24 protein-coding genes are annotated in these 26,376 nt (G+C 63.7%); 7 read left to right on the top strand and 17 right to left on the bottom strand.

Features of this window, described 5'->3' with window-relative positions:
• Positions 1-200: 200 nt before the first annotated feature.
• From DVB37_RS10795 to rpsB, 16 genes are all read right to left on the bottom strand, one after another.
• Positions 201-989 carry an RNA methyltransferase gene (locus DVB37_RS10795; protein ID WP_120155033.1) on the bottom strand — a complete coding sequence of 263 codons (789 nt, stop codon included), beginning with the start codon at positions 987-989 and terminating at the stop codon, positions 201-203.
• Complete coding sequence (rnhB, locus tag DVB37_RS10790) at positions 986-1,594, bottom strand: ribonuclease HII (RefSeq protein WP_371683129.1); 609 nt, start codon at positions 1,592-1,594, stop codon at positions 986-988. The genes DVB37_RS10795 and rnhB overlap by 4 nt, the downstream gene beginning before the upstream one ends.
• Entirely contained in the window at positions 1,581-2,777 is a 1,197-nt protein-coding gene (lpxB, locus tag DVB37_RS10785) for a lipid-A-disaccharide synthase (protein WP_046807177.1), read from the bottom strand. Before lpxB ends, rnhB begins: the two co-directional genes overlap by 14 nt.
• Positions 2,774-3,568: an acyl-ACP--UDP-N-acetylglucosamine O-acyltransferase gene (gene lpxA, locus DVB37_RS10780; RefSeq protein WP_104145642.1), complete on the bottom strand. Its 795-nt coding sequence runs from the start codon at positions 3,566-3,568 to the stop codon at positions 2,774-2,776. Before lpxA ends, lpxB begins: the two co-directional genes overlap by 4 nt.
• Positions 3,569-4,024 (bottom strand): 3-hydroxyacyl-ACP dehydratase FabZ, encoded by a 456-nt coding sequence (fabZ, locus tag DVB37_RS10775; protein WP_006219108.1) that lies wholly within the window; start codon positions 4,022-4,024, stop codon positions 3,569-3,571.
• Between the two features lie 67 nt (positions 4,025-4,091).
• A complete protein-coding gene (lpxD, locus tag DVB37_RS10770; RefSeq protein ID WP_120155031.1) occupies positions 4,092-5,189 on the bottom strand; it encodes a UDP-3-O-(3-hydroxymyristoyl)glucosamine N-acyltransferase in 1,098 nt (365 codons plus the stop codon).
• Between the two features lie 17 nt (positions 5,190-5,206).
• Positions 5,207-5,767, bottom strand: a complete 561-nt coding sequence (locus DVB37_RS10765; protein WP_046807180.1) for an OmpH family outer membrane protein — start codon at positions 5,765-5,767, stop codon at positions 5,207-5,209.
• A 109-nt stretch (positions 5,768-5,876) separates the two neighbouring features.
• Positions 5,877-8,210, bottom strand: coding sequence for an outer membrane protein assembly factor BamA (gene bamA, locus DVB37_RS10760; protein ID WP_046807181.1), 2,334 nt, complete (start codon positions 8,208-8,210; stop codon positions 5,877-5,879).
• 53 nt (positions 8,211-8,263) lie between these two features.
• On the bottom strand, positions 8,264-9,595 hold the full coding sequence (gene rseP, locus DVB37_RS10755) for an RIP metalloprotease RseP (RefSeq protein ID WP_046807182.1): 1,332 nt from the start codon (positions 9,593-9,595) through the stop codon (positions 8,264-8,266).
• Positions 9,596-9,638: 43 nt separating this feature from the next.
• The gene (locus tag DVB37_RS10750) at positions 9,639-10,838 is read right to left on the bottom strand and encodes a 1-deoxy-D-xylulose-5-phosphate reductoisomerase (protein ID WP_120155029.1); all 1,200 of its coding nucleotides are present in this window, start codon (positions 10,836-10,838) and stop codon (positions 9,639-9,641) included.
• A complete protein-coding gene (locus tag DVB37_RS10745; protein ID WP_046807184.1) occupies positions 10,835-11,692 on the bottom strand; it encodes a phosphatidate cytidylyltransferase in 858 nt (285 codons plus the stop codon). Before DVB37_RS10745 ends, DVB37_RS10750 begins: the two co-directional genes overlap by 4 nt.
• Before the next feature lie 52 nt (positions 11,693-11,744).
• Positions 11,745-12,509, bottom strand: coding sequence for a polyprenyl diphosphate synthase (gene uppS / locus DVB37_RS10740; RefSeq protein WP_046807185.1), 765 nt, complete (start codon positions 12,507-12,509; stop codon positions 11,745-11,747).
• 179 nt (positions 12,510-12,688) lie between these two features.
• The gene (gene frr, locus DVB37_RS10735) at positions 12,689-13,249 is read right to left on the bottom strand and encodes a ribosome recycling factor (protein WP_046807186.1); all 561 of its coding nucleotides are present in this window, start codon (positions 13,247-13,249) and stop codon (positions 12,689-12,691) included.
• A 15-nt stretch (positions 13,250-13,264) separates the two neighbouring features.
• Positions 13,265-13,981 carry a UMP kinase gene (gene pyrH / locus DVB37_RS10730; protein WP_046807187.1) on the bottom strand — a complete coding sequence of 239 codons (717 nt, stop codon included), beginning with the start codon at positions 13,979-13,981 and terminating at the stop codon, positions 13,265-13,267.
• Between the two features lie 175 nt (positions 13,982-14,156).
• A complete protein-coding gene (gene tsf, locus DVB37_RS10725) occupies positions 14,157-15,035 on the bottom strand; it encodes a translation elongation factor Ts (protein ID WP_046807188.1) in 879 nt (292 codons plus the stop codon).
• Between the two features lie 180 nt (positions 15,036-15,215).
• Positions 15,216-15,965, bottom strand: coding sequence for a 30S ribosomal protein S2 (gene rpsB, locus DVB37_RS10720; RefSeq protein ID WP_046807189.1), 750 nt, complete (start codon positions 15,963-15,965; stop codon positions 15,216-15,218).
• 841 nt (positions 15,966-16,806) lie between these two features.
• On the opposite strand from rpsB, the gene map reads away from it, so the two are divergent.
• The 7 genes from map to dld all read left to right on the top strand — a co-directional run bounded on the left by map (position 16,807) and on the right by dld (position 24,841).
• On the top strand, positions 16,807-17,628 hold the full coding sequence (gene map / locus DVB37_RS10715; RefSeq protein WP_046807190.1) for a type I methionyl aminopeptidase: 822 nt from the start codon (positions 16,807-16,809) through the stop codon (positions 17,626-17,628).
• A gap of 17 nt (positions 17,629-17,645) precedes the next feature.
• The gene (locus DVB37_RS10710) at positions 17,646-20,252 is read left to right on the top strand and encodes a [protein-PII] uridylyltransferase (protein WP_120155027.1); all 2,607 of its coding nucleotides are present in this window, start codon (positions 17,646-17,648) and stop codon (positions 20,250-20,252) included.
• A gap of 80 nt (positions 20,253-20,332) precedes the next feature.
• Positions 20,333-21,046: a MarC family protein gene (locus DVB37_RS10705; protein WP_046807192.1), complete on the top strand. Its 714-nt coding sequence runs from the start codon at positions 20,333-20,335 to the stop codon at positions 21,044-21,046.
• Between the two features lie 54 nt (positions 21,047-21,100).
• Positions 21,101-21,595, top strand: a complete 495-nt coding sequence (locus tag DVB37_RS10700) for a disulfide bond formation protein B (RefSeq protein ID WP_046807197.1) — start codon at positions 21,101-21,103, stop codon at positions 21,593-21,595.
• Positions 21,592-22,113 (top strand): M48 family metallopeptidase, encoded by a 522-nt coding sequence (locus DVB37_RS10695; RefSeq protein ID WP_046807193.1) that lies wholly within the window; start codon positions 21,592-21,594, stop codon positions 22,111-22,113. The genes DVB37_RS10700 and DVB37_RS10695 overlap by 4 nt, the downstream gene beginning before the upstream one ends.
• 179 nt (positions 22,114-22,292) lie before the next feature.
• Positions 22,293-23,060 carry a transcriptional regulator LldR gene (lldR, locus tag DVB37_RS10690; protein ID WP_104145686.1) on the top strand — a complete coding sequence of 256 codons (768 nt, stop codon included), beginning with the start codon at positions 22,293-22,295 and terminating at the stop codon, positions 23,058-23,060.
• Complete coding sequence (dld, locus tag DVB37_RS10685; RefSeq protein WP_120155024.1) at positions 23,057-24,841, top strand: D-lactate dehydrogenase; 1,785 nt, start codon at positions 23,057-23,059, stop codon at positions 24,839-24,841. The genes lldR and dld overlap by 4 nt, the downstream gene beginning before the upstream one ends.
• Before the next feature lies 1 nt (position 24,842).
• On the opposite strand, the gene purF is transcribed toward dld, so the two are convergent.
• A complete protein-coding gene (gene purF / locus DVB37_RS10680) occupies positions 24,843-26,363 on the bottom strand; it encodes an amidophosphoribosyltransferase (protein WP_120155022.1) in 1,521 nt (506 codons plus the stop codon).
• Positions 26,364-26,376 lie beyond the last annotated feature (13 nt).

Below are 26,376 nucleotides of genomic sequence, written 5' to 3'. Positions count from 1 at the left end.
CATGTTTGGGCCTGTTTGTTCGTCCGCTTGTTCGTCCGCTTGTTCGTCCGCTTGTTCGTCCGCTGGATTCTCCGCTGGATCGTCCGCGTGCCGTCGGTGCAACGTATTTGCGCCAGGCTCGCGTCTTAAGCAAGGCGCGAGTATAAGCGGGGCCGGATCAACGAATCGGCTCAAAAAAGGGACGAAAAATGACGGCTGCGTCAGTATTCCGCGCGGGCAAGCGCTTGGCGCCGCTGCTCGAACAGGCAGATCGCGGCAGCCGCGCCGACGTTCAGGGACTCGACGGCGGCCATGTCGTGGGGGATGCAGACCTTGAGCCGGGCGGCGGCAAGCAAAGCGGGATCCACGCCCTGGCCCTCGTGCCCGAAGACCCAGGCGCACCGGGCCGGCAACGCGCCTTCGTACAGGTTCTGCGCGCCTTCCAGGGCGGTCGCTACCAGCGGCACGCGCAGGCTGGGCAACAAGGCGGGCAGGTCAACGTGTTCGTGGATGGCCAGCGCGAAGTGCGCGCCTTGGCCGCTGCGCAGGACCTTGGGCGACCACGCGGCGGCGGTACCCGTTGCCAGGAACACACGTTTCACGCCCGCCGCCGCGCAGGTGCGCAGCAGCGTGCCGACGTTGCCGGGGTCTTGGATACGGTCGAACAGCACGCAGTTTTCGTCGATGTCGGCCGGCAATTCCAACGGCGTGGGAGTGACCAGAAAGGCCACGCCCTGCGCGCTTTCCACGCTGGCCAGCGACTGCATCAGGCGCGCGTCCAGCGCCAGGCAGCGGGCGTCGGGAACCGCGGCTGCCAATGCAGCGATATCGGGTTGCGCCAGGCGATCCACATCGAAGATGGCCTGGTCCGGCGCATCGTGGTGCTGCAACCAGGCCTGGCACAGGTGCACGCCGTCCAGCAACACGGGCGCGCCGCGCTTGCCGGCCGTGCCGGCCAGTTTGGCCAAGGCCTTGACCGCCGGATTGTCGCGGGAACTGATGTGCTTCATGACGCCAGGCCAAACGCTTTGATCGGAGCGAAGCTGCGGCGGTGTTCCGCGCAAGGGCCGTGTTCGCGCAGCATTTGCAGGTGCAGCGCGGTGCCGTAGCCCTTGTGCTGGTCGAAGGCGTATTGCGGATACAGGCTGTGCAGGCGCACCAGATCGGCATCGCGCGCGGTCTTGGCCAGGATGGAGGCAGCGGAAATTGCCGGCACCAGCGCATCGCCCTTGATGACCGTCTGCACGGTGCAACCCAGCTTGGGCGCCTGGTTGCCGTCCACCAAGGCCAGTTGCGCGGGCAAGGACAAGCCCTGCACCGCCCGTTGCATGGCCAGCATCGTGGCCCGCAGGATGTTCAGGGTATCGATTTCCTGCACGCTGGCAGTGGCAACGCACCAGGCCAGGGCGTATTCCTGGATCTCAAGCGCCAGCGCCTCGCGGGTGGCGGCTTTAAGCACCTTGGAATCGGCCAGCCCATCAATGGGCCGCGCCGGGTTCAGGATCACCGCCGCGGCATAGACCGCGCCGGCAAGCGGGCCACGGCCCGCCTCGTCCACGCCCGCCGTCACCATGGCGGGTTGCACGGGGGCCGCGAACAATTCAGGCTGCTCCACCCGCCACCTCCAGAATCGCCTGAGCCGCCAGGGCCGGCGTGTCGCGCAGCAATTCCTGGTGCATGGCGGTAAAGCGGGCCTCGACGCGGGCGATCAGCGCATCGTCGGTCAAGGACGCCCAGGTCGCCTCGGCCAGCTTTTCGGGCGTTGCGTCGTCTTGCAGCAATTCAGGCACCGCGAAATCGCGCAACAGCACATTGGGCAGGCCCACCCACGGCAGGTAAGGCCGCTGCTGCCCCGACTTCCACGTCATGATGCGGCGCATCCAGGGCGACAACACGTACGAAATCACCATGGGGCGCTTGTACAGCGCCGTTTCCAACGTGGCCGTGCCGCTGGCCACCAACACCGCGTTGGCCGCTTCCATCACGGACCATGCCACGGGCGCCTTGCGATCGCCGCCGGCGCCATGCAGGTCGTCGGCGGTAATGCAGCGAAGGCCGGGCACCGGGTGCTGAGCCAGAATCGCCTGGAATTCGGCGCGGCGCTGGTCGTTAACCATCGGCACGACGCACTGCAGGGCGGGATCTTTCTTCATCAACAGCTGGGCAGCCTGCAAAAAGCGCGGCGCCAGCAGGCGGATTTCGGACGAACGGCTACCGGGCAAAATCGCCAGCACGCGCGCGTTCGGGTCGATGCCCAGGCTTGCGCGCGCGGCGGCGCGGTCCGGCTGCATCGGGATGGCGCCGGCAAGCGGGTGGCCCACGTAGGTGACCGGAATGTTTTCCTTGCGGTAGATCTCTTCCTCGAACGGGAAAAGCACCAGCATGTGCGACACGGATTCACGGATCTTATGAATGCGTTCGTAGCGCCACGCCCAGATGGACGGGCCGACGAAATGCACCGTAGGGGTACCGGCCAGGCGTAGCTGATGTTCCAGCCGCAGGTTGAAGTCGGGGGCATCGATGCCCACGAAGACCTTGGGCGGCTCGGCCAGCCAGCGGCGCTTGACGTCGCGATAGGTGCTCAGCAAGCTGGGCAGGCGCTTGAGCGCATCGACGTAGCCGAACACGGTCAGCGCGTGCATGGGATGCCAGGCGTCAAATTCGCGGGCCTGCATTTGCGGGCCGCCGATGCCTTCGCACTGCACGCTGGCATCGCGGGCTTGCAGACCGGCAATGATCCGACCGGCCAGCAAGTCGCCCGAAGGCTCGCCGGCCACCATGCCGATCCGAGTGTTCATGGGCGAATGATGCCGCGCGAGGCGACGTCCAGGAAATCCAGCAGCGTTTGCAGATGCTCGGCCGCTTCGGGAATTTCTTGTTGGCGCTTGTGCAATTCAGCGCGCGCGGCGTCCAGCGGCAAACCACGGCGGTAGATGATCTTGTAGGCTTCGCGCAGGGCCGAAATCATCACGGGGGTAAAGCCGCGACGCTTCAGGCCTTCGACGTTGATGCCCACCGGCCGGCACGGGTTGCCCGCCGCCAGCACGAACGGCGGCGAATCCTGCATCAACGAGCTGTTGCCGCCCGTCATGGTGTGCGCGCCCACGCGGGCAAACTGGTGCACGCCGGTCAGGCCGCCGATGATGGCCCAGTCGCCCACATGCACGTGGCCGCCCAGCTGCACCGAGTTGGCCAGAATGGTGTGGCTGCCGACGTGGCAGTCATGCGCCACGTGCACATACGCCATGATCCAGTTGTCACTGCCCAGCGTCGTTTCGCCGCCATCTTGGACGGTGCCCGTGTTCAGCGTGACAAATTCGCGCACGGTATTGCGGTCGCCGATCGTCAGGCGCGTCTTTTCACCGGCGTACTTCTTGTCTTGCGGCATGCCGCCGATCGAGCAGTAGCGGTAAAAACGATTGTCGCGCCCGATGGTCGTGACGCCGTCAACCATGCAGTAGGGGCCGATTTCGGTCCCTGCTCCGATGGTGACGTCTGGCCCCACCATTGCGAACGGGCCGATTACGGCGCTCGGGTCAATTTTTGCCGCCGGATCAACGACTGCGGTGGGATGGATGTTTCCTGCCATTTACTCTTCCAGGCTGCGAATCGCGCACATCAGCTTGGCGGACGCCACTTCTTGTCCGTCGACCGTCGCGCGCGCGGCGTACTTACAGATGCTGCGGCTCAGACGTTCGGCTTCGACTTCGATGCGCAGTTGATCACCCGGCACCACGGGGCGGCGGAAGCGCGCGCCGTCGACGCCGACCAGATAGTAGGCCGTCTTGGAGCTATCGCATTTGAGGCCGCCGTTTTCGTCCGTGAACGAGAACAGTGCCGAAGCTTGCGCCATGGCTTCCACGATGAGCACGCCCGGCATCACCGGATGGTGGGGGAAGTGGCCGTTGAAAAACGGTTCATTGATCGAGACATTCTTGATGGCGACAATAGACTTGCCGGGCACCATTTCGACGACGCGATCAATCAGCAGCATCGGATAACGATGCGGCAGCCTCTCCATGATCCCCTTGATGTCGAGTTCCATTTTTCTATGCTTTCCTGCGAGATGAAATAATTTTGGCGCGTGCACGCCCAGGCGGCAATTGCGCGCTCTAGTCTTTTTCCAGCGTGCGCACGCGGCGGCGCAGTTGCGCCAACTGTTGTATCACGGCGGCGTTGCGCTGCCAGTCGCCATGCTCGGCATACGGGAACACCCCGGTATAGCGGCCTGGCTTGGTGATGCTGGAGGTGACCGCCGTGCCACCCGAGATGTGCACGTCGTCGCCCAGGGTCAAATGGCCCGACAGCATCGCGGCGCCGCCGATGGTGCAGCGTTCGCCAATGGTGGTGGAGCCGGCGATGCCGACGCACGCCGCCACGGCGGTATGCGCGCCGATGCGCACGTTGTGCGCCACCATGATCTGGTTGTCCAGCTTGACGCCGTCCGACACCACGGTGTCGTCCAAGGCGCCGCGGTCGACGGTGGTGTTGGCCCCGATTTCGACATCGTTGCCCACGGACACGCCGCCCAGCTGGGGAATCTTGCCCCAGGCGCCCTGCCCCAGCGTCGGGTCCGGCGCAAAGCCGAAACCGTCGGCGCCCAGCACGGCGCCGCTGTGAATGATGGCCCGCTCGCCCACTTTCACGCCTTCGTAAAGGGTGACATGTGCGTGCAGGCGGCTGCCCGCACCAATGGACGAGCCCACTCCGACCACGCAGCCCGGTCCCAGGACCGTGTCGCGACCGATGCGGGCGCCCGCCTCGACCACGCAATTGGGGCCGATACGCACGCCCTCTTCAAGGACGGCGTCGGGCGCAACAACAGCGGACGGATGCGTGGAACCCGGCAACGCAGGACGACGCGCCGCGTCGAACCATTGGGCCACACGGGCATACAGCAGATAGGGATGTTTGCAGACGACCAGCGCAAAGGGCGGCCGATCGGCGCCCTGGGCTTCCAGCGCCTCGGCCACGTCGGCCGAGACGATGACCGCCCCGGCTTGCGTGGTGGTCAGTTGGCTCTGGTAGCGGGGGTTGGCCAGGAACGTGATTTCCTGGCTACCCGCCGAAGACAGCGTCCCGATACCGCAGACCTTGAAAGGTTCCGCGCCCTGGGGCGCGCTGATGCGCCAGTCCATACCCTGGGTATTGGCGGCGCTCAACAGTGCTTCAAGAGTCGGCGCGCGAGCAAGATCCAGTAAAACCGGCATGGTGTGACGGGTGCTGCTTACTTGCCCAGGCTCTGAATCACCTTGTCGGTGATGTCGATGCGCGGGTTGACCGTCACGGCGTCCTGGATGATCAGGTCGTAGCTTTCTTGCTCGGCGATGCGCTTGATGGCCTCGTTGGCCTTCGTGACGATGCCCGAGAACTCTTCATTGCGGCGGCGGTTGAAGTCTTCCTGGAATTCACGACGCTTGCGTTGCAGGTCGGTATCCAGGTTGGACAGTTCGCGCTGGCGCTTGACGCGGTCGGATTCCGACAGAACCGGAGCGTCCTTGTCGAACTTCTCGGCTTGCGAACGCAGGCTGTTGTTCAGGCGCTGGAGCTCGTCGTCGCGCTTCTTGAATTCGGCTTCGATCTTGCTTTGCGCCGTCTTGGCCGGGCCCGATTCACGCAGGATCCGCTCGGTGTTGACGAAGCCGATCTTGGTGTTTTGAGCCTGCGCGGGAATCGCAGCAGCCGAACCGAGAATGAGAGCACCCACCAGGGCAATGGAGCCGCCCAGCTTGCCACGGCGCTTGGCGCGCGGCGTATTCGATGATTTAAGTGCGAAATCAGACATCATGAAAATCTCACCTTCCAGTAAGGCAAAGCCAAAGTGTGTATTGTGCCACTAAACAGCAAGGGAGCCGGGCCATGGGGCCCCTCCCTTGTTTTCAAGCGTAACGGCGCGCTTAGAAACCGGTACCGATCTGGAACTGGAAGCTTTGCTTGTCGTCACCCTGCTTGGAGTTCAGCGGACGCGCGTAAGACAGCTGCAACGGTCCCATCGGCGACTGCCACGACAGGCCGACACCCGCCGAGAAACGCCAGCCGCAAGGATCCTCGACCTCGGTGTTATTGCGGCCGCGGGTGCAGCTCAGACCACTGCCAGCAGCGACCTGGCCTGCATCGCTGAAGATGAACCAACGCAGCGTGCGGTCCTTGGTGGCGCCCGGGAACGGCAGATACAACTGCGCGTTGGCCACGACACGACGCGTACCGCCCAGGTAATCGCCGGTCAGCGTATCGCGCGGACCCAGCGACGACCCTTCATACCCGCGAACGGTGCCGATACCGCCGGCATACACGTTCTTGATGACGGGGTAATTCTTGCTGCCGTAGCTGTTGCCCCAATCGACCATGCCGTTCAAGGCCAGCGTGTACGAGCCACCCAGCGGCACGAAGTACTGCTGTTGGCCGGTCAACATCGTGTATTGCAGGTCGACGGTGGATACGTCGGCCTTCAGGCGCGTGTACGAGCCCTTGGTCGGCGCCAGCGCGCTGTCACGCGTGTCCTTGGACCAGCCGGTGCTGAAGATGACCGCGTTCGTCGAATCGCCGTACTGACTTACGAAGTCGCGGTAGGCCTGCGGCGAGTTCGTGAACAGGTCGATCTGGTTGTGTTCGTAGTTGGCCCCCAGGAAGATCCGGTCGTATTCCGAAATGGGAATGCCGAAGTTCATGCCCAGGCCGAGCGCCTTGACGCGGTAGTCGCCGTCGTTGTTGTTCCAGGGCTCGGTCACGCGGTAGTACGCGGACGTCGTGCGGCTGATGCCTTCCTTGGTCCAGTACGGGTCGGTGTGCGACAGCACGACCGCGCGGTTCGTCTTGCTGGTGTTCAATTGCAGCGTCAGGTTGGTGCCGCTGCCGAAAACGTTGTCTTCGCTGATACCGGCCGACAGAATCGCCTTTTCGGATGAACCGTAGCCCACGCCCAGGTTGATCATGCCGGTGGGCTTTTCTTTCACGTCCACGTTCACATCGACCTGGTCGGGCGAACCGGGGACGGGATCGGTCTTGACGTTGACGTCGCTGAAATAACCCAGGCGGTCGACGCGGTCGCGGGACGTCTTGATGTCCTTGGCGTCGTACCAGGCAGCTTCCTGCTGGCGCATTTCGCGGCGCACGACTTCGTCGCGCGTGCGGGTGTTGCCACCGATCTGGATGCGGCGCACGTACACACGGCGGCTCGGGTCGACGTAGAACGTCAGGTCGGCTTCGTGCTTGGCGCGGTCCAGCTGCGGATTCGGGTTGACGTTGGCGAAGGCGTAGCCCAATTCGCCCAGGTAGTCGGTAATGGCCTTGGCCGAGTCGTTGGCCTTGGCGGCCGAGAACGTCTCGTTGGGCTTGGTCTGCACCAGGGCGTTGATTTCCTTGTCCAGGCCCAGCAGGTTGCCGGCCAGCTTCACGCTGCGCACCTTGTAGGGCTCGCCTTCGTGAACGGTAATCGTAATGCGGATGTCTTTGCGGTCAGGCGAAATGGTGACCTGCGGGGGCTCGACCGTGAACTCCAGGTAACCCTGGTCCAGGTAGAACGAACGCAGGCGCTCAAGGTCGCCTTCCAGCTTTTCGCGGGAATACTTGTCGGTATCGGTGTACCAGGTCAACCAGCCCGGCGTCGTCAGCTTGAACTCGTCAAGCAGGTCGCTTTCCGAGAAGGCCTTGTTGCCGACGAAGCGGATTTCCTGGATGCGGGCAACCGACCCTTCAAACACGTCGAAGCTCACGCCCACGCGGTTACGCGGCAGCGGCGTCACGGTAGAGGTGACTTCAACGCCGTACTTGCCCTTGGACAGGTATTGCTGCTTCAGTTCGTATTCCGCGCGCTCGAGCATCGAGCGATCGAAAATGCGGCCTTCGGCGAAACCGACCTGCCCCAGCGACGTGGTGATCGCCTTGGAGTCGAATTCGCGCATGCCGTTGAAGTTGACAGAGGCGATGGTCGGGCGCTCTTGCACGACGACCACCACGACGTTGTTGTCCGTCTGGATTTGCACGTCGGTGAAAAAGCCCGTGCCGTACAGGCGACGGATGGCTTCGGTGGCCTCTTCTTCGGTGAATTTCTCGCCCACCTTGACGGGGAGATAACCGAAGACGGTGCCGGCGTCAGTCCGTTGAATACCCTCTACGCGGATATCCCGCACGACAAAAGGGTCGAAGGCTTGGGCCATGGCCGGCAGCATTAATGCGGCGATGAGACCCGGCAGTACACCCTTTTTGTGATGAAACATCCGGCGAAAAGACATCCTTGAGTATCCTCGGTCGTGCAAATGGCGGGGGATTTTATGCTAAATCGCGTTTACGTGAATAAACGCGTGAAATCGTTGAACAGCGCAAGGCCCATCAGGCCTGCCAATAAACCTATGCCGGCGCGCTGTCCGATATCGATCCACCTCGCTGGCGGCGGGCTACCCCGCACAATTTCGACGAGATAGTACAGCAGATGGCCGCCGTCCAGCATAGGAATGGGCAGCAAATTTAGTACGCCCAGGCTGATACTGATCAAGGCAATATAGGCGATATACGCAACAATGCCGATCCGGGCGGTCTGGCCGGCGTAGTCGGCGATGGTGACCGGGCCGCTGACGTTGCGCCACGAGACATCGCCGGTGACCATGCGGCCCATCATGCGCAGCGAGAACCAGGCGGTATCCCAGGTGCGGACGGCACCGCGCCATACGCTTTCGAACAGGCCATAGCGAACGGTGACCATCGGCACGTCGCCGCCCAGTTGCACGCCCAAGCGGCCGATTTCCTGGCCGTTGACCGTTTCAGCGCGCGGCGTCACGTTCAGCGAAATATTGGCGCCATCGCGCAGCAGGGTCAGCGTCAGCGTCTGCCCGGCGCTTTGCTGGATCTGCTTGATGACCGAGCCCGTTTCCGGCGTGGGCTGGCCGTTGATGGCCACGATCAGGTCACCGGTACGCATGCCCGCCGCCTGCCCTTCGCCGCCGTCGTTCACGGCGCGCACGCCGGGCTTGGGCTGGGCCAGGCGGATGCCGGCAGCGGCCAGGGGATCGCCCGAGGACGGGTCCATGGCGTTGGGCGGCAGATTGAGCTCGCGTTGCTGGACGGCGCCGGACGGGGTGCTTACTTCGATCAGCGCGCGGCCGCCGGTGGACATGACGTCCATCAGGCGCCAGCGGGCGTCGGACCACGAGGCAATTTCCTGGCCATCCACGGCCAGGATGCGGTCGCCCGCAAGCAGGCCGGCATTTGCAGCGGGCGTCTCGGCAGCGGGTTGGGCGATGATGGCCTGCGGTTCGTCCGTGCCGGCCATGTTCAGGCCGGCGTACAGGAAGACCGCCAGGATCAGGTTGAAGATGGGGCCCGCGGCAACGATGGCAATGCGCTTGCCCACGGATTTGTTGTTGAAGGCGCTGGCGGCCTCGGCCGGGCTGGCCCCGGCGGGCGCGTCGTCCTGCATTTTGACGTAGCCGCCCAGCGGCAACGCCGAAACGGCCCATTCGGTGCCGTTTTTATCCGTGCGACGCAAGATGACCTTGCCAAAGCCCAGCGAAAACCGCAGCACCTTGACGCCGCAAAGCCGAGCCACCCAATAGTGCCCCAGCTCATGGAAGGTGATCAGGGAGCCAAGCGCTACCGCAAAGGCCAGCAGGGTGAAAAGCATCGGGATCGGGATCTAGGGAATCAGAAGCAAGCGGGGCCAGCCATCAGGCCAGCCCAAGGTTACCGGCGAAGATGCGCGCGTCGGCATCCAGCGCCAGCACTTCGTCAAGACTGTTGAGCGTAACAGATGCCCGGGCGGCTTGCCACTCCAGGGTGGCTTCAATGACGCGCGCGATCCAGGTGTAGGGAAGGCGGCCATCCAGGAATGCCGCCACGGCGACTTCGTTGGCGGCGTTCAGCGCCACGCAGGCGCCCTGCCCGGCCCGCAGCGCGGCAAAAGACAGCCCCAGGCAGGGAAAGCGAGCCAGATCGGGCTTTTCGAAATCCAGCCGGCCCAGACGCGTCAGGTCCAGCGGGCCCACGCCGCTGGCCAGGCGGTCGGGAAAGCCCAGCCCGTAGGCGATGGGCGTGCGCATGTCGGGCTGCCCCAGCTGCGCCAACACCGAACCGTCGTCGTATTCGACCATCGAATGCACGACGCTTTGCGGGTGCACCACGACTTCGATGCGATCGGCCGGCATGGCGAACAGCCAATGCGCCTCGATCACTTCCAGGCCTTTGTTCAGCATGGTGGCCGAGTCCACCGAGATCTTGCGGCCCATGCTCCAGTTGGGATGGGCGCATGCCTGGGCGGGCGTCACATCGTGCAGGTCTTCAAGGTCGCGTCCGCGGAACGGGCCGCCAGAGGCCGTCAGAAGCAGACGGCGCACGCCCGGGGCGGGTGCATCGGGCGCTTGCGCCCGCCCGCCGTGAGGCAGGCATTGGAAAATGGCGTTGTGCTCGCTGTCGATGGGCAGCAGCTCGGCGCCGTGGTCGCGGATGGCCTGCATGAACAAGGACCCGGCCGCGACCAGGGCTTCCTTGTTGGCCAGCAACACGCGCTTGCCGCTGCGGGCAGCCGCCAGCGCGGCGGGCAAACCGGCAGCGCCGACGATGGCGGCCATGACCGAATCGCATTCCGGGTCGGCCGCGGTGTCCGCCAGCGCCTGGGCGCCGACGCGGATTTCGGGCATCGGCTGCTTGCCTGTCCAGGCGGCGGTGAATTGCTTGCGCGCCGCGTCATCCGGCACCACGACAACAGCGGCGCCGCTGGCCTGGGCCTGTTGCGCCAAGCGTTCCATCCGGCTGTACGCGGACAGCGCATAAACCGCCAGCCGATCGGGGTGGCGGGCAATCACATCCAGCGTGCTTTCACCGATCGACCCGGTCGACCCCAGCACGACGACGCGTTGAAAAGCCGTCAAAACAACACTCCAGACAAAAGTAGCGCAAACGGCGCAACCGGAAGAATCGCATCGATGCGGTCATAGACCCCGCCGTGGCCGGGCAGCAGCGTGCTGGAATCCTTGCGGCCGGCGCGGCGCTTGAGCAGCGATTCGAACAGGTCGCCAACAATGGACACCACGCCCAGCAAGGCGGCAATGGGCAGCGCCAGCCAGAAGCTCCAGCGTTCAACCAGCGCATGTCCGAACGAGCCGTCCCACAGGCTGGACAAGCCGATCCAGATCACGGCGCCCAACACGCCGGCAACGGCGCCCTCGATGGTCTTGCCCGGGCTGACCCGAGGAGCCAGTTTACGCTTGCCGAATGCACGGCCGGCGAAATAAGCGGCAATGTCGGCCACCCAAACCAGCGCCAGCAGCGACACCACGAACCCCGCGCCGCGCGCGATGAACATCTGCGCCAGCACCGCCCAGGCCGCAAACGCGGCGGGCACCGAGAAGACGGACCAGCCCAGGCTGGCAGGCGATGCGTCGGAACGGCCCTGGATTACGGCCGTGAAGCCGCCCAACAACCAGACGGCCGCCACGGCCGGCACCACATAGCGCAACACCCAAGTAGGGTCGCGCCAGCCCACGCCGTTGCCCGCCAGCCAGGCCGACGCCAGCGCCAGCATGCCGCAAAACAGCAGCACGGCGACGCCGATGGCAATCAGGGGGGACGGGGGCTGGGGCAGCGTCAAGCGCAGCCATTCCCAGTTGGCGCACGCGGCGGCCAGGGCCAGCAAGGCAACAAACCACCAGGGATTCGCGCTGATCATCGCGGCGGCCAGAATGGCCAACAGGATGACGGCGGTAACGATACGCTGGCCCAACATATGACGGTCTCCTCGTGTGCTGCTCTGGAAAGACACGCTTGTCGCGGTCTGCTTACTGCGCCCCGGTTTCGCTGACTTGCGCGCTGGTGCGGCCGAAGCGGCGTTCGCGGGTGCGATACCAGTCAAACGCCGCCTGCAATTCGGCGGCGCCGAAATCCGGCCAATAGCGATCCGTGAAGTAGAACTCCGCGTAGGCCATCTGCCAGATCAGGAAATTGGAAATGCGCTGCTCGCCGCCGGTGCGGATGAACAGGTCGGGCTCGGGCGCCCAGGACATCGACAGGTGCCGGGCCAGCCGCTCTTCGTCGACGCGCTCGGGGTGGGCGGCCAGCTCGGGCTCGGCCGCGAGCATGGCGCGCGTGGCTTGAAGAATGTCCCAGCGGCCGCCGTAGTTGGCCGCCACCGTCAGGTGCAAGCGGTCGTTGTGGGCGGTGCGTGCCTGCGCGGCCAGGATCAGCTCTTGCAAGCGGGGTTCGAACGCGCTGAGGTCGCCGATGACGTGCAAGCGCACGCCCTGCTCGTCGAGCTTGCCGATTTCGCGTTCAAGCGCCTGCACGAACAGGCGCATCAGCAGCGAGACTTCCTCGGCGGGCCGGCGCCAATTTTCAGAGCTGAACGCAAACAGCGTCAGATAGCGCACGCCCGCGCGACCGCAAGCTTCAACCACTCGGCGTACCGCCTGCACGCCCTTGGCGTGGCCGGCCGTGCGAGGCAGCAGCCGTCGCGTGGCCCATCGCCCGTTGCCGTCCATGATGATGGCCACGTGTTCTGGGATGTCGCGAGTATCGGGAACCGCCTGGGTCGAACTGGTTGCCATGGATGTGGGACTTAAGCGCGGAAAGCCGGCCAATATCGAAACTACGGGAGAAAAACCTGCGCCGTCATTCCATTGCTGCGTAAGGGTGCTGCGAAGCAATGGTAAGGACGGCGCATGGGCAAGAAAATCCTGACGCCGGGGCGATACGGCCAAGCCGCTCGCCCCGAAGTAATCACGGATTATACGGTCATGATTTCCGCTTCTTTCTGGACGACCATCTTGTCGATGTCGGCCACGGCGCGATCGGTCAGCTTCTGGACATCGTCCTGCGCACGACGTTCGTCGTCCTCGGAGATTTCCTTGTCCTTGACCAGCTTCTTCAGGGCTTCGTTCGCTTCACGACGCAGGTTGCGCACGGCGATCTTGGCGTCTTCGCCTTCGCTGCGCACAACCTTGGTCAGATCGCGGCGGCGCTCTTCGGTCAGGGCGGGCATCGGCACACGGATGGTATCGCCCATCGAGATCGGGTTCAGGCCCAGATCCGATTCACGGATGGCCTTTTCGATCGGGCCGGCCATGTGCTTTTCGTAGGGCTGCACGCTGATGGTGCGGGCGTCCACGAGGTTCACGTTGGCGACCTGGCCGACCGGAACCGGCGAGCCGTAGTACTCGACCTGCACGTGGTCCAGGATGCCGGTGTGGGCGCGGCCCGTCCGGATCTTGCCCAGGTTGATCTTGAGCGTATCAAGCGACTTGGCCATCCTGGCTTCGGCGGATTTGCGAATTTCTGCTGCGCTCATGGAATTTCCTTTTCTTTAAACGTGTACCAACGTGCCTTCGTCTTCGCCGCTGACCACTCGCTTGAGCGCGCCGGACTTATTGATCGAAAACACTTTGATCGGCAGTTTCTGGTCACGGCACAGTGCGAAGGCCGTGGCGTCCATGACTTCCAGACGGCGCACGATCGCTTCATCGAAGCTGATCCGCGAATAACGCGTCGCGGTGGGATCCTTGTTGGGATCCGCACTGTAGATGCCGTCCACTTTAGTGGCTTTCAACACGATCTCCGCGCCGATTTCCGCGCCACGCAAGGCGGCGGCGGTGTCGGTCGTGAAGAAGGGGTTGCCCGTGCCCGCGGCGAAGATGACGACCTTGCCCTCTTCGAGGTAGCGCAAAGCCTTCGGGCGGATGTAGGGTTCGACGACCTGATCGATGTTCAGGGCGGATTGTACGCGGGTGTCGATGCCCTTGTGCTTCAGCGCGTCTTGCAGGGCAAGCGCGTTCATGATGGTGGCCATCATGCCCATGTAGTCGGCGGTGGCGCGGTCCATGCCCTGCGCACCCGGGGCGACGCCACGGAAAATGTTACCTCCGCCAATGACGATGGCCAGTTCGACGCCCGTGGCGGCGACTTCGGCGATCTCATCGGTCATGCGGACGATGGTGGAACGATTGATGCCAAAAGCATCCTCGCCCATCAGCGCCTCGCCGGAAAGTTTGAGAAGAACCCGTTTGTATGCTCTGCTGCTCATAGGTGATATCCCGAAGAACAATCCGACGAAAGTGTATGACAAGAATGAGGGTGACCCTCAAAGCCCCAGGGCCGGCTATCTGCCGGGCGCTGCTGCACCCGAACCGGCCCCTCGGCGTAAAAAGGCCGGACTAGAATTTAATCTAGTGCCGGCCTTTAAGCACTACCCCAGAAGGTTAGGCGGCGCCGGCGGCGGCGGCGGCAACCTCAGCGGCGAAGTCGCTGGTCTTCTTCTCAATACCTTCGCCGACAACGAACAGCACGAACTTGCTGATCGAAGCGCCATTGGCCTTCAGATGCTGTTCGACCGTGTGCTTGTCGTTCTTGACGAAAGGTTGCGACAACAAGGTCACTTCCTTCAAGAACTTGGCGACCGAACCTTCAACCATCTTGGCGACGATGTCAGCCGGCTTGCCGGATTCGGCGGCCTTCTGCTCGGCAACCGAACGCTCGGCGGCGATGTCGGCCGGGTTCACGCCGTCGGCGTTCAGGGCCTTGGGCTTGGTGGCGGCGATGTGCATCGCCAGGTCCTTGCCCACTTCTTCGGCGCCGGTGTATTCCACCAACACGCCGATCTTGCCGCCGTGCACGTAGCTGGCCAGCGAGTTCGGCGTTTCGATGCGCTCGAAGCGGCGGATCGAGATGTTTTCGCCGATCTTGCCGATCAGGGCGGTACGGGTCGTTTCAACGGTGCCTTCACCGAACGGCAGGGCCGACAGAGCGGCGACGTCGGCCGGGTTCTGCGTGGCAACCAGTTCAGCCAGCTTGTTCACGAAGCCGACGAAGTCGTCGTTCTTGGCAACGAAGTCGGTTTCGCAGTTGATTTCGACCACGGCGCCTTGCTTGGCGTCGGCGGAGATGAACAGACCGATCAGGCCCTCGGCGGTGACGCGGGCAGCGGCCTTGCTGGCCTTGTTGCCCAGCTTGACGCGCAGGATTTCCTCGGCACGAGCCAGGTCGCCTTCGGCTTCCGTCAAGGCCTTCTTGCACTCCATCATGGGCGCGTCGGTCTTCTCGCGCAGTTCCTTGACCAGGGCAGCGGTAATTTCAGCCATGTTTGCTCCAATTTTGCTAAGACACGCCCCGGCTCGCCGGGGCAGTGATTTGATTCGATGGGACGCCCGCCAGTGGCGGGCCAGGAAGATGGGAGCCCACCTTCGCAGTGCCGGCGAGGCGGGAGCGGTTCTGTTTCAAAAGCCGCTCCCGGACACTAACCGCCGGACATGACAACAGGCTTAGGCCTGGTTGTCCTGCACTTCAACGAACTCTTCCTGACCTTCGCCTTGCTCTTCGACCAGACCATTAATGTTCTGTTCGCGGCCTTCCAGCACGGCGTCGGCGATGCCCTTGGCGTACAGCGCGATGGCCTTGGCCGAGTCATCGTTACCGGGGATGACGTAGTCGATACCGTCCGGCGAGTGGTTGGTATCAACCACGGCGACGACGGGGATACCCAGCGTCTTGGCTTCGGCGATGGCGATCTTGTGGTAGCCGACGTCGATGACGAACATGGCGTCAGGCAGACCGTTCATGTCCTTGATGCCGCCGATCGACTTGTTCAGCTTGTCCAGTTCGCGTTGGAACAGCAGACCTTCCTTCTTGATCATGCGCTCGGCGCCGCCTTCGGCGACGACGACTTCCATGTCCTTCAGGCGCTTGACCGAGGTCTTGACCGTCTTGAAGTTGGTCAGCATGCCGCCGAGCCAGCGGGCGTCGACGAAGGGCATGCCGCAACGAGCGGCTTCAGAGGCGACCAGCTCGCGAGCAGCGCGCTTGGTGCCGACAAACAGGATGTTGCCGCCGCGAGCAGCGATCTGCTTCACGAACTTGGTGGCTTCCTGGTACTTATCAACCGTCTTTTCCAGGTTGATGATGTGAATCTTGTTGCGGTGACCGAAGATGTACGGAGCCATCTTGGGGTTCCAGTAACGGGTCTGGTGACCAAAGTGGACACCCGCTTCCAGCATTTCGCGCATCAAAGACATGTAATTCTCCAAGGGTTGGTTTCTTGCGCCGCACCTGCATCAGCATCTGGCTGACACCCTGGGTGGTGAGACGCGCGATTTCCCGCAACATGCGGGATGGACAAAATTTTAACCGGGCCGACCGATCACTGTCGCAATAAAACTACTGCTTCCGCGATAAACCCAGACGACCGACACGACCAGAGCCTTGCACTACACACTTGTTCCCGCTTGTTCTGCACAAGCAGGCGCTGAGCCAGACCCTCCAGGAAATTCCTGGAAGTTTCCGGGGTTCAGCGCACCCGGACTTGTTTTGTTGGCAGCGAAATCCAGCTCTTCGCAGTCAGGCTCAACGCCATCTTGCGCATCAGACCACCAGGGCATTTCTTAAAAAAACCCGAAGGTTTTCAAGAACTTAATCTGGCGTCCATACCGAACCTGCATCGCCGCTCAAAAACATGACCGGGCGTACAAGCACGCCGTGCCCCGGTTTTGCTGATTTCAAATACCCACACAAATCCTGCGTGGCCCCTTTCGCACCTTGCGCTCTTTCAGTACCTGGCAACCTGCCCGATTTCGCTCCACAACCTTCGCTTGCGGTGAAACTTCAGGGCATGCTGCCGATCTCATGAAAGATCGTTCGGGGCAAAGAGACTGGCAAAACTCATGCGGCGCATCTTCGACCACCGCTGCCAGGATCGGCTCTTGCCGTTACCCAGTTACGGTAACAGTACTGTTACCAGCACTACTACCACTGCTGCTACCGGTATCACTACCGATGGCTCCCCAAAATTTTAGGGAAGCCTATAATTCTACTATTCTTTCAAGCAGACATTCAAGCGAGAGATCGTCAAGTTACTCCATGGGCACAATTACCAATCCGGCCGACCTGGCCAAGATGCGCGCCGCCTGCCAGGACGCCGCCAAAGTCCTCGACTTCATCACCCCCTACGTCAAGCCGGGGGTCACCACCGGCGAGCTGGATCGCCTCTGCCTGGAATACCTGACTGACGAATTGAAGGTCAAGTCCGCCACGGTGGGCTACGCCCCGCCCGGCTACCCGCCCTTCACCGGCGCCATCTGCACGTCCGTGAACCACCAGGTGTGCCACGGCATCCCGGGCGACAAGGTCCTGAAAAATGGGGACTCTCTCAATATTGACGTCACCATCATCAAAGACGGCTGGTTCGGCGACACCAGCCGCATGTACCCCGTGGGCGAACAGTCGATCTTGTCGCGCCGCCTGACCGAAATCACCTTCGAATGCATGTGGAAGGGAATTCAGCAGGTCAAGAACGGCGCCACCCTGGGCGACGTGGGCAACGCCATCCAGAAGCATGCAGAATCCAACGGCTTTTCGGTGGTGCGTGAATTCTGCGGCCACGGCATCGGCCAGCGCTTCCATGAAGATCCGCAAGTGCTGCATTATGGCAAGCCCGGCACCGGCGTGAAACTGGAAACGGGCATGTTGTTCACCATTGAACCCATGATCAATGCCGGCCGCCGCGAAATCCGCCAGCTGGCCGATGGCTGGACGGTGGTCACGCGCGACCACAGCCTGTCCGCTCAATGGGAACACGCGGTCTGCGTCACGGAAACCGGCTATGAAGTGCTGACGCTGTCGCCCGGCATGCCGCCCCCGCCGGCGTTCATCACCGAGCCCATCGTCATCCCCGCCGTGTAACGCATCGCCGCCCGCCCATGACCGCCGAATTCCTGAGCTCCCTGCGCGAACGCATCCAGCAGTCCCGGCGCGCCGCGGTGGCGCAGTTTCGCGAACACGAGCGCCCGGACACCCTGCTGTCTGAATTGCGGCGCATCGTGGACGCCGCGCTGCGCGACCTGGTCAAGCACTATCCGCTGCCGCTGGGCGCCACGCTGGCCGCGGTGGGCGGTTATGGCCGGGGCGAACTGTATCCGCATTCCGACGTCGACCTGCTGATCCTGTTGCCGCACGCCCCCACGCGGGAAGAAGAAACGGCGATTGAACGGCTGGTGGCGTCGCTGTGGGACTTGGGCCTGGAGCCAGGCCACAGCGTGCGCACCATTGAAGACTGCGAGCGCGAGGCCGACGCTGACATCACCGTGGAAACGGCGCTGCTGGAATCGCGCTGGCTGGCGGGCAGCCGCATCCTGATGCGCAAGTTCGACGCGGCCACCAAGTCGCGGCTGGATCCGCGCGCCTTCTTCCAGGCCAAGCGGGTCGAGATGCAGCAGCGCCATGCGCGCTATCACGACACGCCCTACGCGCTGGAACCGAATTGCAAGGAATCGCCCGGCGGCCTGCGCGACTTGCAAGTGATTCTGTGGATGGCGCGCGCGGCGGGTTTTGGCGACAGCTGGCGGTCGGTTGCGCAAGCGGGCCTGTTGACCTCATCCGAGGCGCGCGACCTGCGCAAGGCCGAACAGGCGTTCAAACGCCTGCGCATTGAATTGCATCTGCTGTCGAACCGCCGCGAGGACCGCGTGCTGTTCGACTTGCAGCCGGCGCTGGCCGAGGTCTACGGCATTCATGCCACCGCCACGCGGCGCGGCAGCGAACTGCTGATGCAGCGCTACTACTGGGCAGCGCGGCTGGTGACGCAGCTGAACGGCATCCTGGTGCAGAACATCGAAGAACGGCTGTTTCCGCGCCCCGATAGCGACGCGCGCGATATCGACGACGATTTCCGCAACCTGCGCGACCGCCTGGACATCATTCGCGACGACGGTTTCGAACGCAACCCCACCCTGCTGCTGCGCGCCTTCCTGGTGATGCAGCAGCACCCCGAACTGACCGGCATGTCGGCGCGCACGCTGCGCGCCATCTGGCATTCGCGCCATCGCATCGACGCGCAGTTCCGACGCAACCCGGTCAACCGCAAGCTGTTCCTGCAAATTCTTCAGCAGCCGCGCGGCATCGTGCACGAGCTGCGGCGCATGACGATGCTGAACATCCTGCCCCGCTACCTGCCGGTGTTTCGCCGCATTGTGGGCCAGATGCAGCACGACCTTTTCCACGCCTACACGGTGGACCAGCACACGCTGGCCGTGGTGCGCAACCTGCGCCGCTTCACCATGCCCGAGCACGCGCAGGAATATCCGCTGGCCAGCCAGCTGATTGCCGGGCTGGACCGGCACTGGCTGCTGTACGTAGCCGCGCTGTTTCACGACATCGCCAAAGGCCGGGGCGGCGACCACTCCGAATTGGGCGCCCGCGAAGTGCGCAAGTTTGCGCAAGACCACGGCATGGACCCGGAAGACGCCAAGCTGGTGGAATTCCTGGTGCGCCAGCACCTGCTGATGTCGGCCGTGGCGCAAAAGCGTGACCTTTCCGACCCGGCGGTGGTGCAGGAATTTGCCAGCACGGTCAAAGACGAACGCCATCTGACGGCGCTCTATCTGCTGACGGTGGCCGACATCCGGGGCACCAGCCCCAAGGTGTGGAACGCCTGGAAGGGCAAGCTGCTGGAAGACCTGTACAAGTTGACGCTGGCCGCATTGGGCGGCGCCCACGCGGACGCGCACACGGTGCTGACCGAACGCAAGGAAGAAGCGGCCCGCCTGACGCGCCGGGCCGGCCTGCGCGACGACGCCCGCGAGGCCTTCTGGAACCAGCTGGACGTGGCCTATTTCCTGCGCCACGACGCTTCCGACATTGCCTGGCACACGCGCCACCTGTATCACCAGGTGGCTCCCGCGCAAGCCGTGGTCAAAGCGCGCCCCACCGAGCAAGGCGAAGGTTTGCAGATCATGGTCTACACGCGCGATGCGCCGGACCTGTTCGTGGCGATCTGCGGGTACTTCGACGCCAAGAGCCTGTCTATTCAGGACGCGCGCATCCACACCACCCGCCATGGCTGGGCGCTGGACAGCTTTATCGTGCTGCTGCCCGAAGGCGCCAGCGACCTGCGCGCGCAAGCCACGCTGGTGGAACACGAACTGGCCGAACGTCTGAAAGACCCGCAGGCGGCCGCGCAGGCGCAGCCCAACCGGGGCGGCTATTACGGCCGCAACCGGCAATCGCGCGTGTCGCGGGTATTTCCCGTCATGCCGCAGGCTGAACTGCAACCGGACGAGCGCAGCACGTCGTGGCGCCTGTCCGTCACGGCCACCGACCGCCCTGGCCTGCTGCACGCTTTGGCGCGCGTGTTCGCGCGGCACGAAATCAACCTCTTGATGGCCAAGATCATGACGCTGGGTGACCGCGTGGAAGACGTCTTCATCGTGGACGGATCCACCTTGGCCCGCCCCCGCAGCCAGATGCAGTTTGAACGCGACATCCTGGATGCGCTGGCCGGCGACGAGGCGCAACAGCGGGTCGCTTGATCTGACCGCAGCCGCGGCATCGCCAGACGGCACCCGGACCGCATACAATCCGGGTTTTCGGCCACGCGATGCCCGCCCTCATGCAGCTCAACGACTATCTGCGCGTCTTTGGCAGCAGCTTCTTTTTTGCGCTGGCCACGCTCTTGCCCTTCCTGAACCCGCCCGCCATCGCGCCGATCTTCCTGTCGCTGACCGAAGGCGCCTCGTCGGCCACGCGCGTGGTGCTGGCCAAACGCGTGGCTATCAACGTGTGCCTGATGCTGGTCGTGGCCATGGTGGCCGGCAACGTGCTGCTCAGTTTCTTCGGCATTTCGTTGTCGATCGTGCGCGTGGGTGGCGGCATGCTGGTGATTGCCAGCGCCTGGCGGCTGGTGAATTCGCCGGATGCCGATACCGAGCGCGTGGCCCGCATGGCCGAATCGTTTACGCCTGAAATGGCCAAGGCGCGCGCGTTCTACCCGTTAACCTTCCCCATCAGCTGCGGCCCGGGCTCGATTGCCGCCGCCATCACCGTGGGCGTGTCGCTGCGCGACCAGAACCATGTGCTGAGCCTGGTACGCCTGGGCGGCTCGATTCCCGGCATCATCGCCGTGTCGCTGACCCTGTATATCTGCCTGCGCTTTGCCGCCCAGATGCTGCACCGGCTGGGCGACAACGGCACGGCCGTGTTCATGCGGCTGTCCGCCTTCATCATGCTGTGCCTGGGCGTACAAATCTTCTGGGAAGGCGCGCGCGACCTGATGCTGGGTTTGTTGACGCAGGTGATGCAACCAATTCCGGTTCCCAAAGCCTAAGCGTTGGCCGGGCCGCGTGCCCGCATCGACCAATCTCAAGACAAGCTAAAAAAAATGACTACCCGCTCTGAACGCCTGCTACGCCTGATTGCCCTGTTTTGCTTCGGCGCCGTTGGCGTGGCCCTGATTTCACAACACGTCTTTGACATGCCGCCCTGCGCCTGGTGCGTGCTGCAACGCCTGATCTATCTGGTGATCGGGGTGGTGGCGCTGGTGGGCGGTTTTGGTGGCGGCCGTGCGCTCACCCGCATTGCCGGCGCGCTGGCGGCGCTGTTGTCGTTGTCCGGCGTGGTGGCGGCCTGGTACCAGTACACCGTGGCGGCCAACATGCTGTCGTGCGACCAGACGTTTGCCGACCGCTTCATGACGGGCATCGGCCTGGAAGGCAACGTGCCCTGGGTGTTCGGCATTTTCGCCACCTGCATGGACGCCAAGGTGCCGGTGCTGGGCATCGAATACGCCCTGTGGAGCCTGGCGCTTTTCGTGATCCTGTTCTTCATGGCGCTGCCGGTGGTCTTCGGGCGCGCGCCTGCTCGCTCGGCGCTGTGACTACCCTGAAATTTCTTACCGGCTATCCGGAACCCCTGCTCGTCCAGGCCCAGACGCTGCTTGAGCGCGGCAAGCTGGGCGACGCCCTGCTTGCGCGCTACCCGGATGGGCCGCACGACATCCGCACCGACCGCGCGCTTTACCAGTACGTGACCGACCTGAAGAACACGTATCTGCGCAATGGCGACCAGATCAACAAGGTGGCGTACGACAGCAAGATTCATGTGATCCAGCACGCGCTGGGCCAGCACACGTACATCTCGCGCGTGCAGGGCGGGAAATTGCGCGCCAAGCACGAGATCCGGGTGGCGACGCTATTCAAGACCGTGCCCGCGCAGTTCCTGAAAATGATCACCGTGCATGAGTTGGCGCACTTGAAAGAGAAGGACCATAACAAGGCCTTCTACAACCTGTGCCTGCGCATGGAACCGCACTACCACCAATACGAATTTGATCTGCGGCTGTATCTGACGCATCTGGAAGCCACCCGCGAAACGCTGTGGGCGCCGGTTGGCTGAAGGTCAGGCAGCGTAGCTTTACAACAAATTGGTCGTACCAGTTTCGCTTGGCAATATCGCGAATTAAACGAATCTTCCCGCGAGATTGAGCGGCGATTCTTGGGTATCATTGCCTCCGGCGCCTGATTGGCATGCGCCGCCGCCCGCAAGGGACGGCAAATTGGTCGTACCAATATCCAATGCGTCTGTCAGACCAAGTCGCTGAAAAGCTGTTATCCCTGATCCAGGCCCGCAACATCGCGCCGGGTGGAAGGCTGCCGGCCGAGCGCGGCTTGGCGCAAAGCCTGGGCGTGTCACGAACCGCCTTGCGTGAGGCCATCCAGAAGCTGTCCAGCCACGGCATCCTGATCAGCCGCGTCGGCGCCGGCACGTTTTTGGCGGCCGACGCGCATCAATGGCCGCAGGAATCAATGTCGCCGTTGGCCGCGCTGATGCAGCACGATCCGCAGTACCGCTATGACGTGCTGGAAACGCGCTGCGCGCTGGAAACCAGCACCGCCAGCTACGCGGCGCAACGCGCCACCGATGCGGACAAGGCCAAGATCCAGCGCTGCTTCGATCAGATGGTCGACTACCAGCAACGCGGCAATGCCGAGCTCTCGGCCCACGCCGACGCGCAGTTTCACCTGGCCATTGCCGAAGCCTCGCACAACCTGGTGCTGCTGCAAGTCATGCGCGGGCTGTTCGACCTGATGCTGTCCACCGTGGCGCAAAACCGCCGCATCATGGTCATCCAGGACAGCCCGTCCTCGCACGACAAGCTGACCCATCAACATCAGGCGCTGATGCAAAGCATTTTTGATGGCGACGCCGACCAGGCGCGCGCCGTCATCGGCCAGCACCTGGACTACATCCGCGCCACGCTCGTCAAAATGGACGAAGACGCCGCCCGGCGCGACCGCGCCGCCCGCCTGCCCTCCCCGACCCCGCCCTCGCCCCAACCATGACGCCTGCCTCCGCCCCGGACACCGACACCGACACCGGCACCGAATTGCTGACCCAACTGCGCGCCGTGGTCGGCAACGCGCATGTACTGACCGGCGATGCGGCCACGCGCCGCTTTCGTCGCGGCCATCGCACGGGCGAAGGCCGTGTGCTTGCGGTGGTACGCCCCGCCAGCTTGCTGGAGCAATGGCGTGTGCTGCAAGCCGTGGTGCAAGCGGGGCGCATCGTCATCATGCAGGCCGCCAACACCGGGCTGACCGGCGGGTCCACGCCCGATGGCGATCAGTACGACCGCGAGATCGTGCTGATCAGCACGCTGCGCATTCCGGGGGTGCAGGTGATCCGCGACGGGCGGCAGGTGGTGTGCCTGCCCGGCGCCACGCTGGACCGGCTGGAGCAGACGCTGGCGCCGCTGGGCCGCGAACCGCATTCGGTGATCGGGTCGTCCTGCATTGGGGCGTCGGTGCTAGGCGGCGTATGCAACAACTCGGGCGGCGCCTTGCTCCGGCGCGGGCCCGCGTATACCGAACTGGCGCTGTACGCGCGGCTGGACCAAGACGGTTCGCTTAACCTGGTCAACCATCTGGGCATCGACCTGGGCCAGACGCCCGAAGAGATCCTGACCCGTTTGCAGGCCGGCGACTATGGTCCCGGCGATATCAGCGATGACGTGGGCGCGGCGTCAGACCCCAACTATGCCGACCATGTGCGCCAGATTGACGCCCCCACGCCGGCGCGCTTCAATGCGGACCCCTCACGCCTGCACGAGGCATCCGGCTCGGCCGGCCGCGTGTGCCTGTTCGCGGTGCGGCTGGACACGTTCGAGCGCGAACCCAGCACGGTGTTTTATATCGGCAGCAACCTGCCCGATGACCTGACCGCCGTGCGCCGCGAGCTGCTGGCCAATCTTCCACGGCTGCCCATCGCGGGCGAATACATCCATCGCGACGCATTCGATATCGGCGCGCGCTATGGCAAAGACGTGTTTTTGCTGATCGACAAACTGGGCACCGCCCGCGTACCCAAGGCCTTTGCCATCAAGAGCCGGCTGGACGGCATGGCGGAACGGCTGGGCCTGCCAGGCCTGATCGACCGCGCGATACAGGCCGCTGTGGCGCTGCTGCCGAATCATCTTCCGCGCCGCATGCGCGACTACCGCGACCACTACGAACACCACCTGCTGCTGCGCGTGTCCAACGATACGGTCGAGGCCACGCGCGCGTTTTTGACGAAGCACTTCGCGGGGCGCAAGGACGCCGCATTCTTTGAATGCGACGCCGAAGAAGGACGCAAGGCCTTCCTGCACCGCTTTGCCATCGCGGGCGCGGCAATCCGCTATCGCGACACGCATCGCTCAACGGTGCAGGACATCGTGCCGCTGGACATCGCGTTGCGCCGCAATGACCGGGAATGGGTCGAGACCCTGCCGGCCGACATGGAACGCGACATCGTGCACAAGCTGTATTACGGGCACTTTTTCTGCCACGTGTTTCACCAGGACTACATCGTGCGCAAGGGCGTCGACCCGGTCGCGATGGAGCATCGCATGTGGGCGTTGCTGGACGCGCGGCAGGCGGAATATCCGGCCGAGCACAACGTGGGGCACTTGTATGTTGCCAAGCCGGCGCTGGCTGCGTTCTATCGGGAACTGGACCCAACCAACACGTTCAACCCGGGCATCGGGCACACGTCAAAACTGTTGAATTGGGGCGCCTGCTGCGGCCAGCAAGGGTTGCCGGCCGCTTACCGCGGCCAAGAGGATGGCCGCGGCGCGCAGGGGTAGATCAGGCGTCGTTGGCGGCGTAGCCCATGTTGAATTGCAAGCCGCTGGCGCCTTCGTCCTGGCCGGGTTCGGCGCGCGACTGACCCAGGCGGGCCAGGTATTCGGCGGTGATGTCGCCCGTGACGTATTCGCCGTCGAAGCACGAAGCCTCAAAGCGCTGCATCTTGGGGTTCAGGTCACGCACCGACTGCTGCATGTCGGACAGATCCTGGTAGATCAACGAATCGGCGCCAATGGCGCGGGCGATTTCTTCGTCGCTGCGGCCGGTGGCGATCAGTTCCGATTGCGTAGGCATGTCGATGCCGTACACGTTCGGGAATCGCACCGGAGGCGCGGCGGACGCGAAGTACACCTTGTTGGCGCCGGCGGCGCGCGCCATGTCGACGATTTCGCGGCTGGTGGTGCCGCGCACGATGGAGTCATCAACCAGCAGCACGTTCTTGCCCTTGAATTCCATGCCGATGGCATTGAGCTTCTGGCGCACGGACTTACGGCGCACGGCCTGGCCCGGCATGATGAACGTGCGGCCCACGTAGCGATTCTTGATGAGCCCTTCGCGGTAGTCCAGGTTCAGGCGCGCGGCCAGCTGCATGGCGGCGGGACGCGAGGAATCCGGAATCGGCATGACGACGTCGATGTCGCCCAGGCGCATGTTGCGCGCGACCTTGTCGGCCAGGTACTCGCCCATGCGCAGGCGGGCGTCGTAGACCGACACGCCGTCGATCAGCGAATCCGGACGCGCGAAGTACACGTATTCGAAAATGCAGGGCACCAGTTGCGGGTTCTCGGCGCACTGGCGGCTGACGAAGCGGCCGTCCAGGTCGACGAACACGGCTTCGCCGGGCTCGACGTCGCGCACGAAGACAAAGCCGCTGCCTTCCAGCGCCACGGATTCCGAGGCCACCATCCATTCAACGCCTTCGTCGGTTTCCATGCGGCCGATACACAACGGGCGGATGCCGTTGGGGTCGCGGAAGGCCAGCAGGCCGTAACCGGAAATCTGCGCCACGACGGCGTAGGCGCCACGCACGCGCTTATGCACGGCCGACACCGCACGGAAGATCGCGTCGTCGTCTAGCGACACACCGTTGGCCGAGGATTGCAGCTCGTGCGCAAGCACGTTCAGCAGCACTTCGGAATCGGAATTCGTGTTGATGTGGCGACGGTCGACGCGGTACAGCGATTCACGCAGTTCACGCCAGTTGGTCAGGTTGCCGTTGTGGGCAAACATGATGCCGAACGGGGCGTTGACGTAGAACGGCTGGGCCTCTTCCTCGCTGGCGCTGGAGCCCGCGGTGGGATAGCGGACCTGGCCGACGCCGGACGTACCGGGCAACGAACGCATGTTGCGCGTACGGAAAACGTCGCGCACCAGGCCGTGAGCCTTGTACATATTGAATTGGTTGCCTTGCGACGTCGCGATGCCCGCGGCGTCCTGCCCGCGATGCTGCAACAACAGCAAGCTGTCATAGAGCAGCTGGTTGACCGGCCCGCGCCCGATGACCCCTACGATTCCACACATGGTGAGATTTCCT

The organism is Achromobacter sp. B7, assembly GCF_003600685.1.
Lineage (GTDB): Bacteria > Pseudomonadota > Gammaproteobacteria > Burkholderiales > Burkholderiaceae_B > Achromobacter > Achromobacter spanius_B.
This window is presented reverse-complemented; position numbering and strand designations above follow the sequence as displayed.

What these genes read in the sequence shown, in the direction of transcription:
- DVB37_RS10795 (WP_120155033.1), bottom strand. Translation starts at nt 989, where the DNA reads ATGAAGCACATCAGTTCCCGCGACAATCCGGCGGTCAAGGCCTTGGCC.
- DVB37_RS10710 (WP_120155027.1), top strand. Translation starts at nt 17,646, where the DNA reads ATGACCGCCGAATTCCTGAGCTCCCTGCGCGAACGCATCCAGCAGTCC.
- lpxB (WP_046807177.1), bottom strand. Translation starts at nt 2,777, where the DNA reads ATGAACACTCGGATCGGCATGGTGGCCGGCGAGCCTTCGGGCGACTTG.
- DVB37_RS10700 (WP_046807197.1), top strand. Translation starts at nt 21,101, where the DNA reads ATGACTACCCGCTCTGAACGCCTGCTACGCCTGATTGCCCTGTTTTGC.
- lldR (WP_104145686.1), top strand. Translation starts at nt 22,293, where the DNA reads ATGCGTCTGTCAGACCAAGTCGCTGAAAAGCTGTTATCCCTGATCCAG.
- pyrH (WP_046807187.1), bottom strand. Translation starts at nt 13,981, where the DNA reads ATGAGCAGCAGAGCATACAAACGGGTTCTTCTCAAACTTTCCGGCGAG.
- lpxA (WP_104145642.1), bottom strand. Translation starts at nt 3,568, where the DNA reads ATGGCAGGAAACATCCATCCCACCGCAGTCGTTGATCCGGCGGCAAAA.
- rpsB (WP_046807189.1), bottom strand. Translation starts at nt 15,965, where the DNA reads ATGTCTTTGATGCGCGAAATGCTGGAAGCGGGTGTCCACTTTGGTCAC.
- DVB37_RS10765 (WP_046807180.1), bottom strand. Translation starts at nt 5,767, where the DNA reads ATGATGTCTGATTTCGCACTTAAATCATCGAATACGCCGCGCGCCAAG.
- dld (WP_120155024.1), top strand. Translation starts at nt 23,057, where the DNA reads ATGACGCCTGCCTCCGCCCCGGACACCGACACCGACACCGGCACCGAA.
- lpxD (WP_120155031.1), bottom strand. Translation starts at nt 5,189, where the DNA reads ATGCCGGTTTTACTGGATCTTGCTCGCGCGCCGACTCTTGAAGCACTG.
- map (WP_046807190.1), top strand. Translation starts at nt 16,807, where the DNA reads ATGGGCACAATTACCAATCCGGCCGACCTGGCCAAGATGCGCGCCGCC.
- DVB37_RS10745 (WP_046807184.1), bottom strand. Translation starts at nt 11,692, where the DNA reads ATGTTGGGCCAGCGTATCGTTACCGCCGTCATCCTGTTGGCCATTCTG.
- fabZ (WP_006219108.1), bottom strand. Translation starts at nt 4,024, where the DNA reads ATGGAACTCGACATCAAGGGGATCATGGAGAGGCTGCCGCATCGTTAT.
- bamA (WP_046807181.1), bottom strand. Translation starts at nt 8,210, where the DNA reads ATGTCTTTTCGCCGGATGTTTCATCACAAAAAGGGTGTACTGCCGGGT.
- uppS (WP_046807185.1), bottom strand. Translation starts at nt 12,509, where the DNA reads ATGGCAACCAGTTCGACCCAGGCGGTTCCCGATACTCGCGACATCCCA.
- frr (WP_046807186.1), bottom strand. Translation starts at nt 13,249, where the DNA reads ATGAGCGCAGCAGAAATTCGCAAATCCGCCGAAGCCAGGATGGCCAAG.
- purF (WP_120155022.1), bottom strand. Translation starts at nt 26,363, where the DNA reads ATGTGTGGAATCGTAGGGGTCATCGGGCGCGGGCCGGTCAACCAGCTG.
- tsf (WP_046807188.1), bottom strand. Translation starts at nt 15,035, where the DNA reads ATGGCTGAAATTACCGCTGCCCTGGTCAAGGAACTGCGCGAGAAGACC.
- rseP (WP_046807182.1), bottom strand. Translation starts at nt 9,595, where the DNA reads ATGCTTTTCACCCTGCTGGCCTTTGCGGTAGCGCTTGGCTCCCTGATC.
- DVB37_RS10705 (WP_046807192.1), top strand. Translation starts at nt 20,333, where the DNA reads ATGCAGCTCAACGACTATCTGCGCGTCTTTGGCAGCAGCTTCTTTTTT.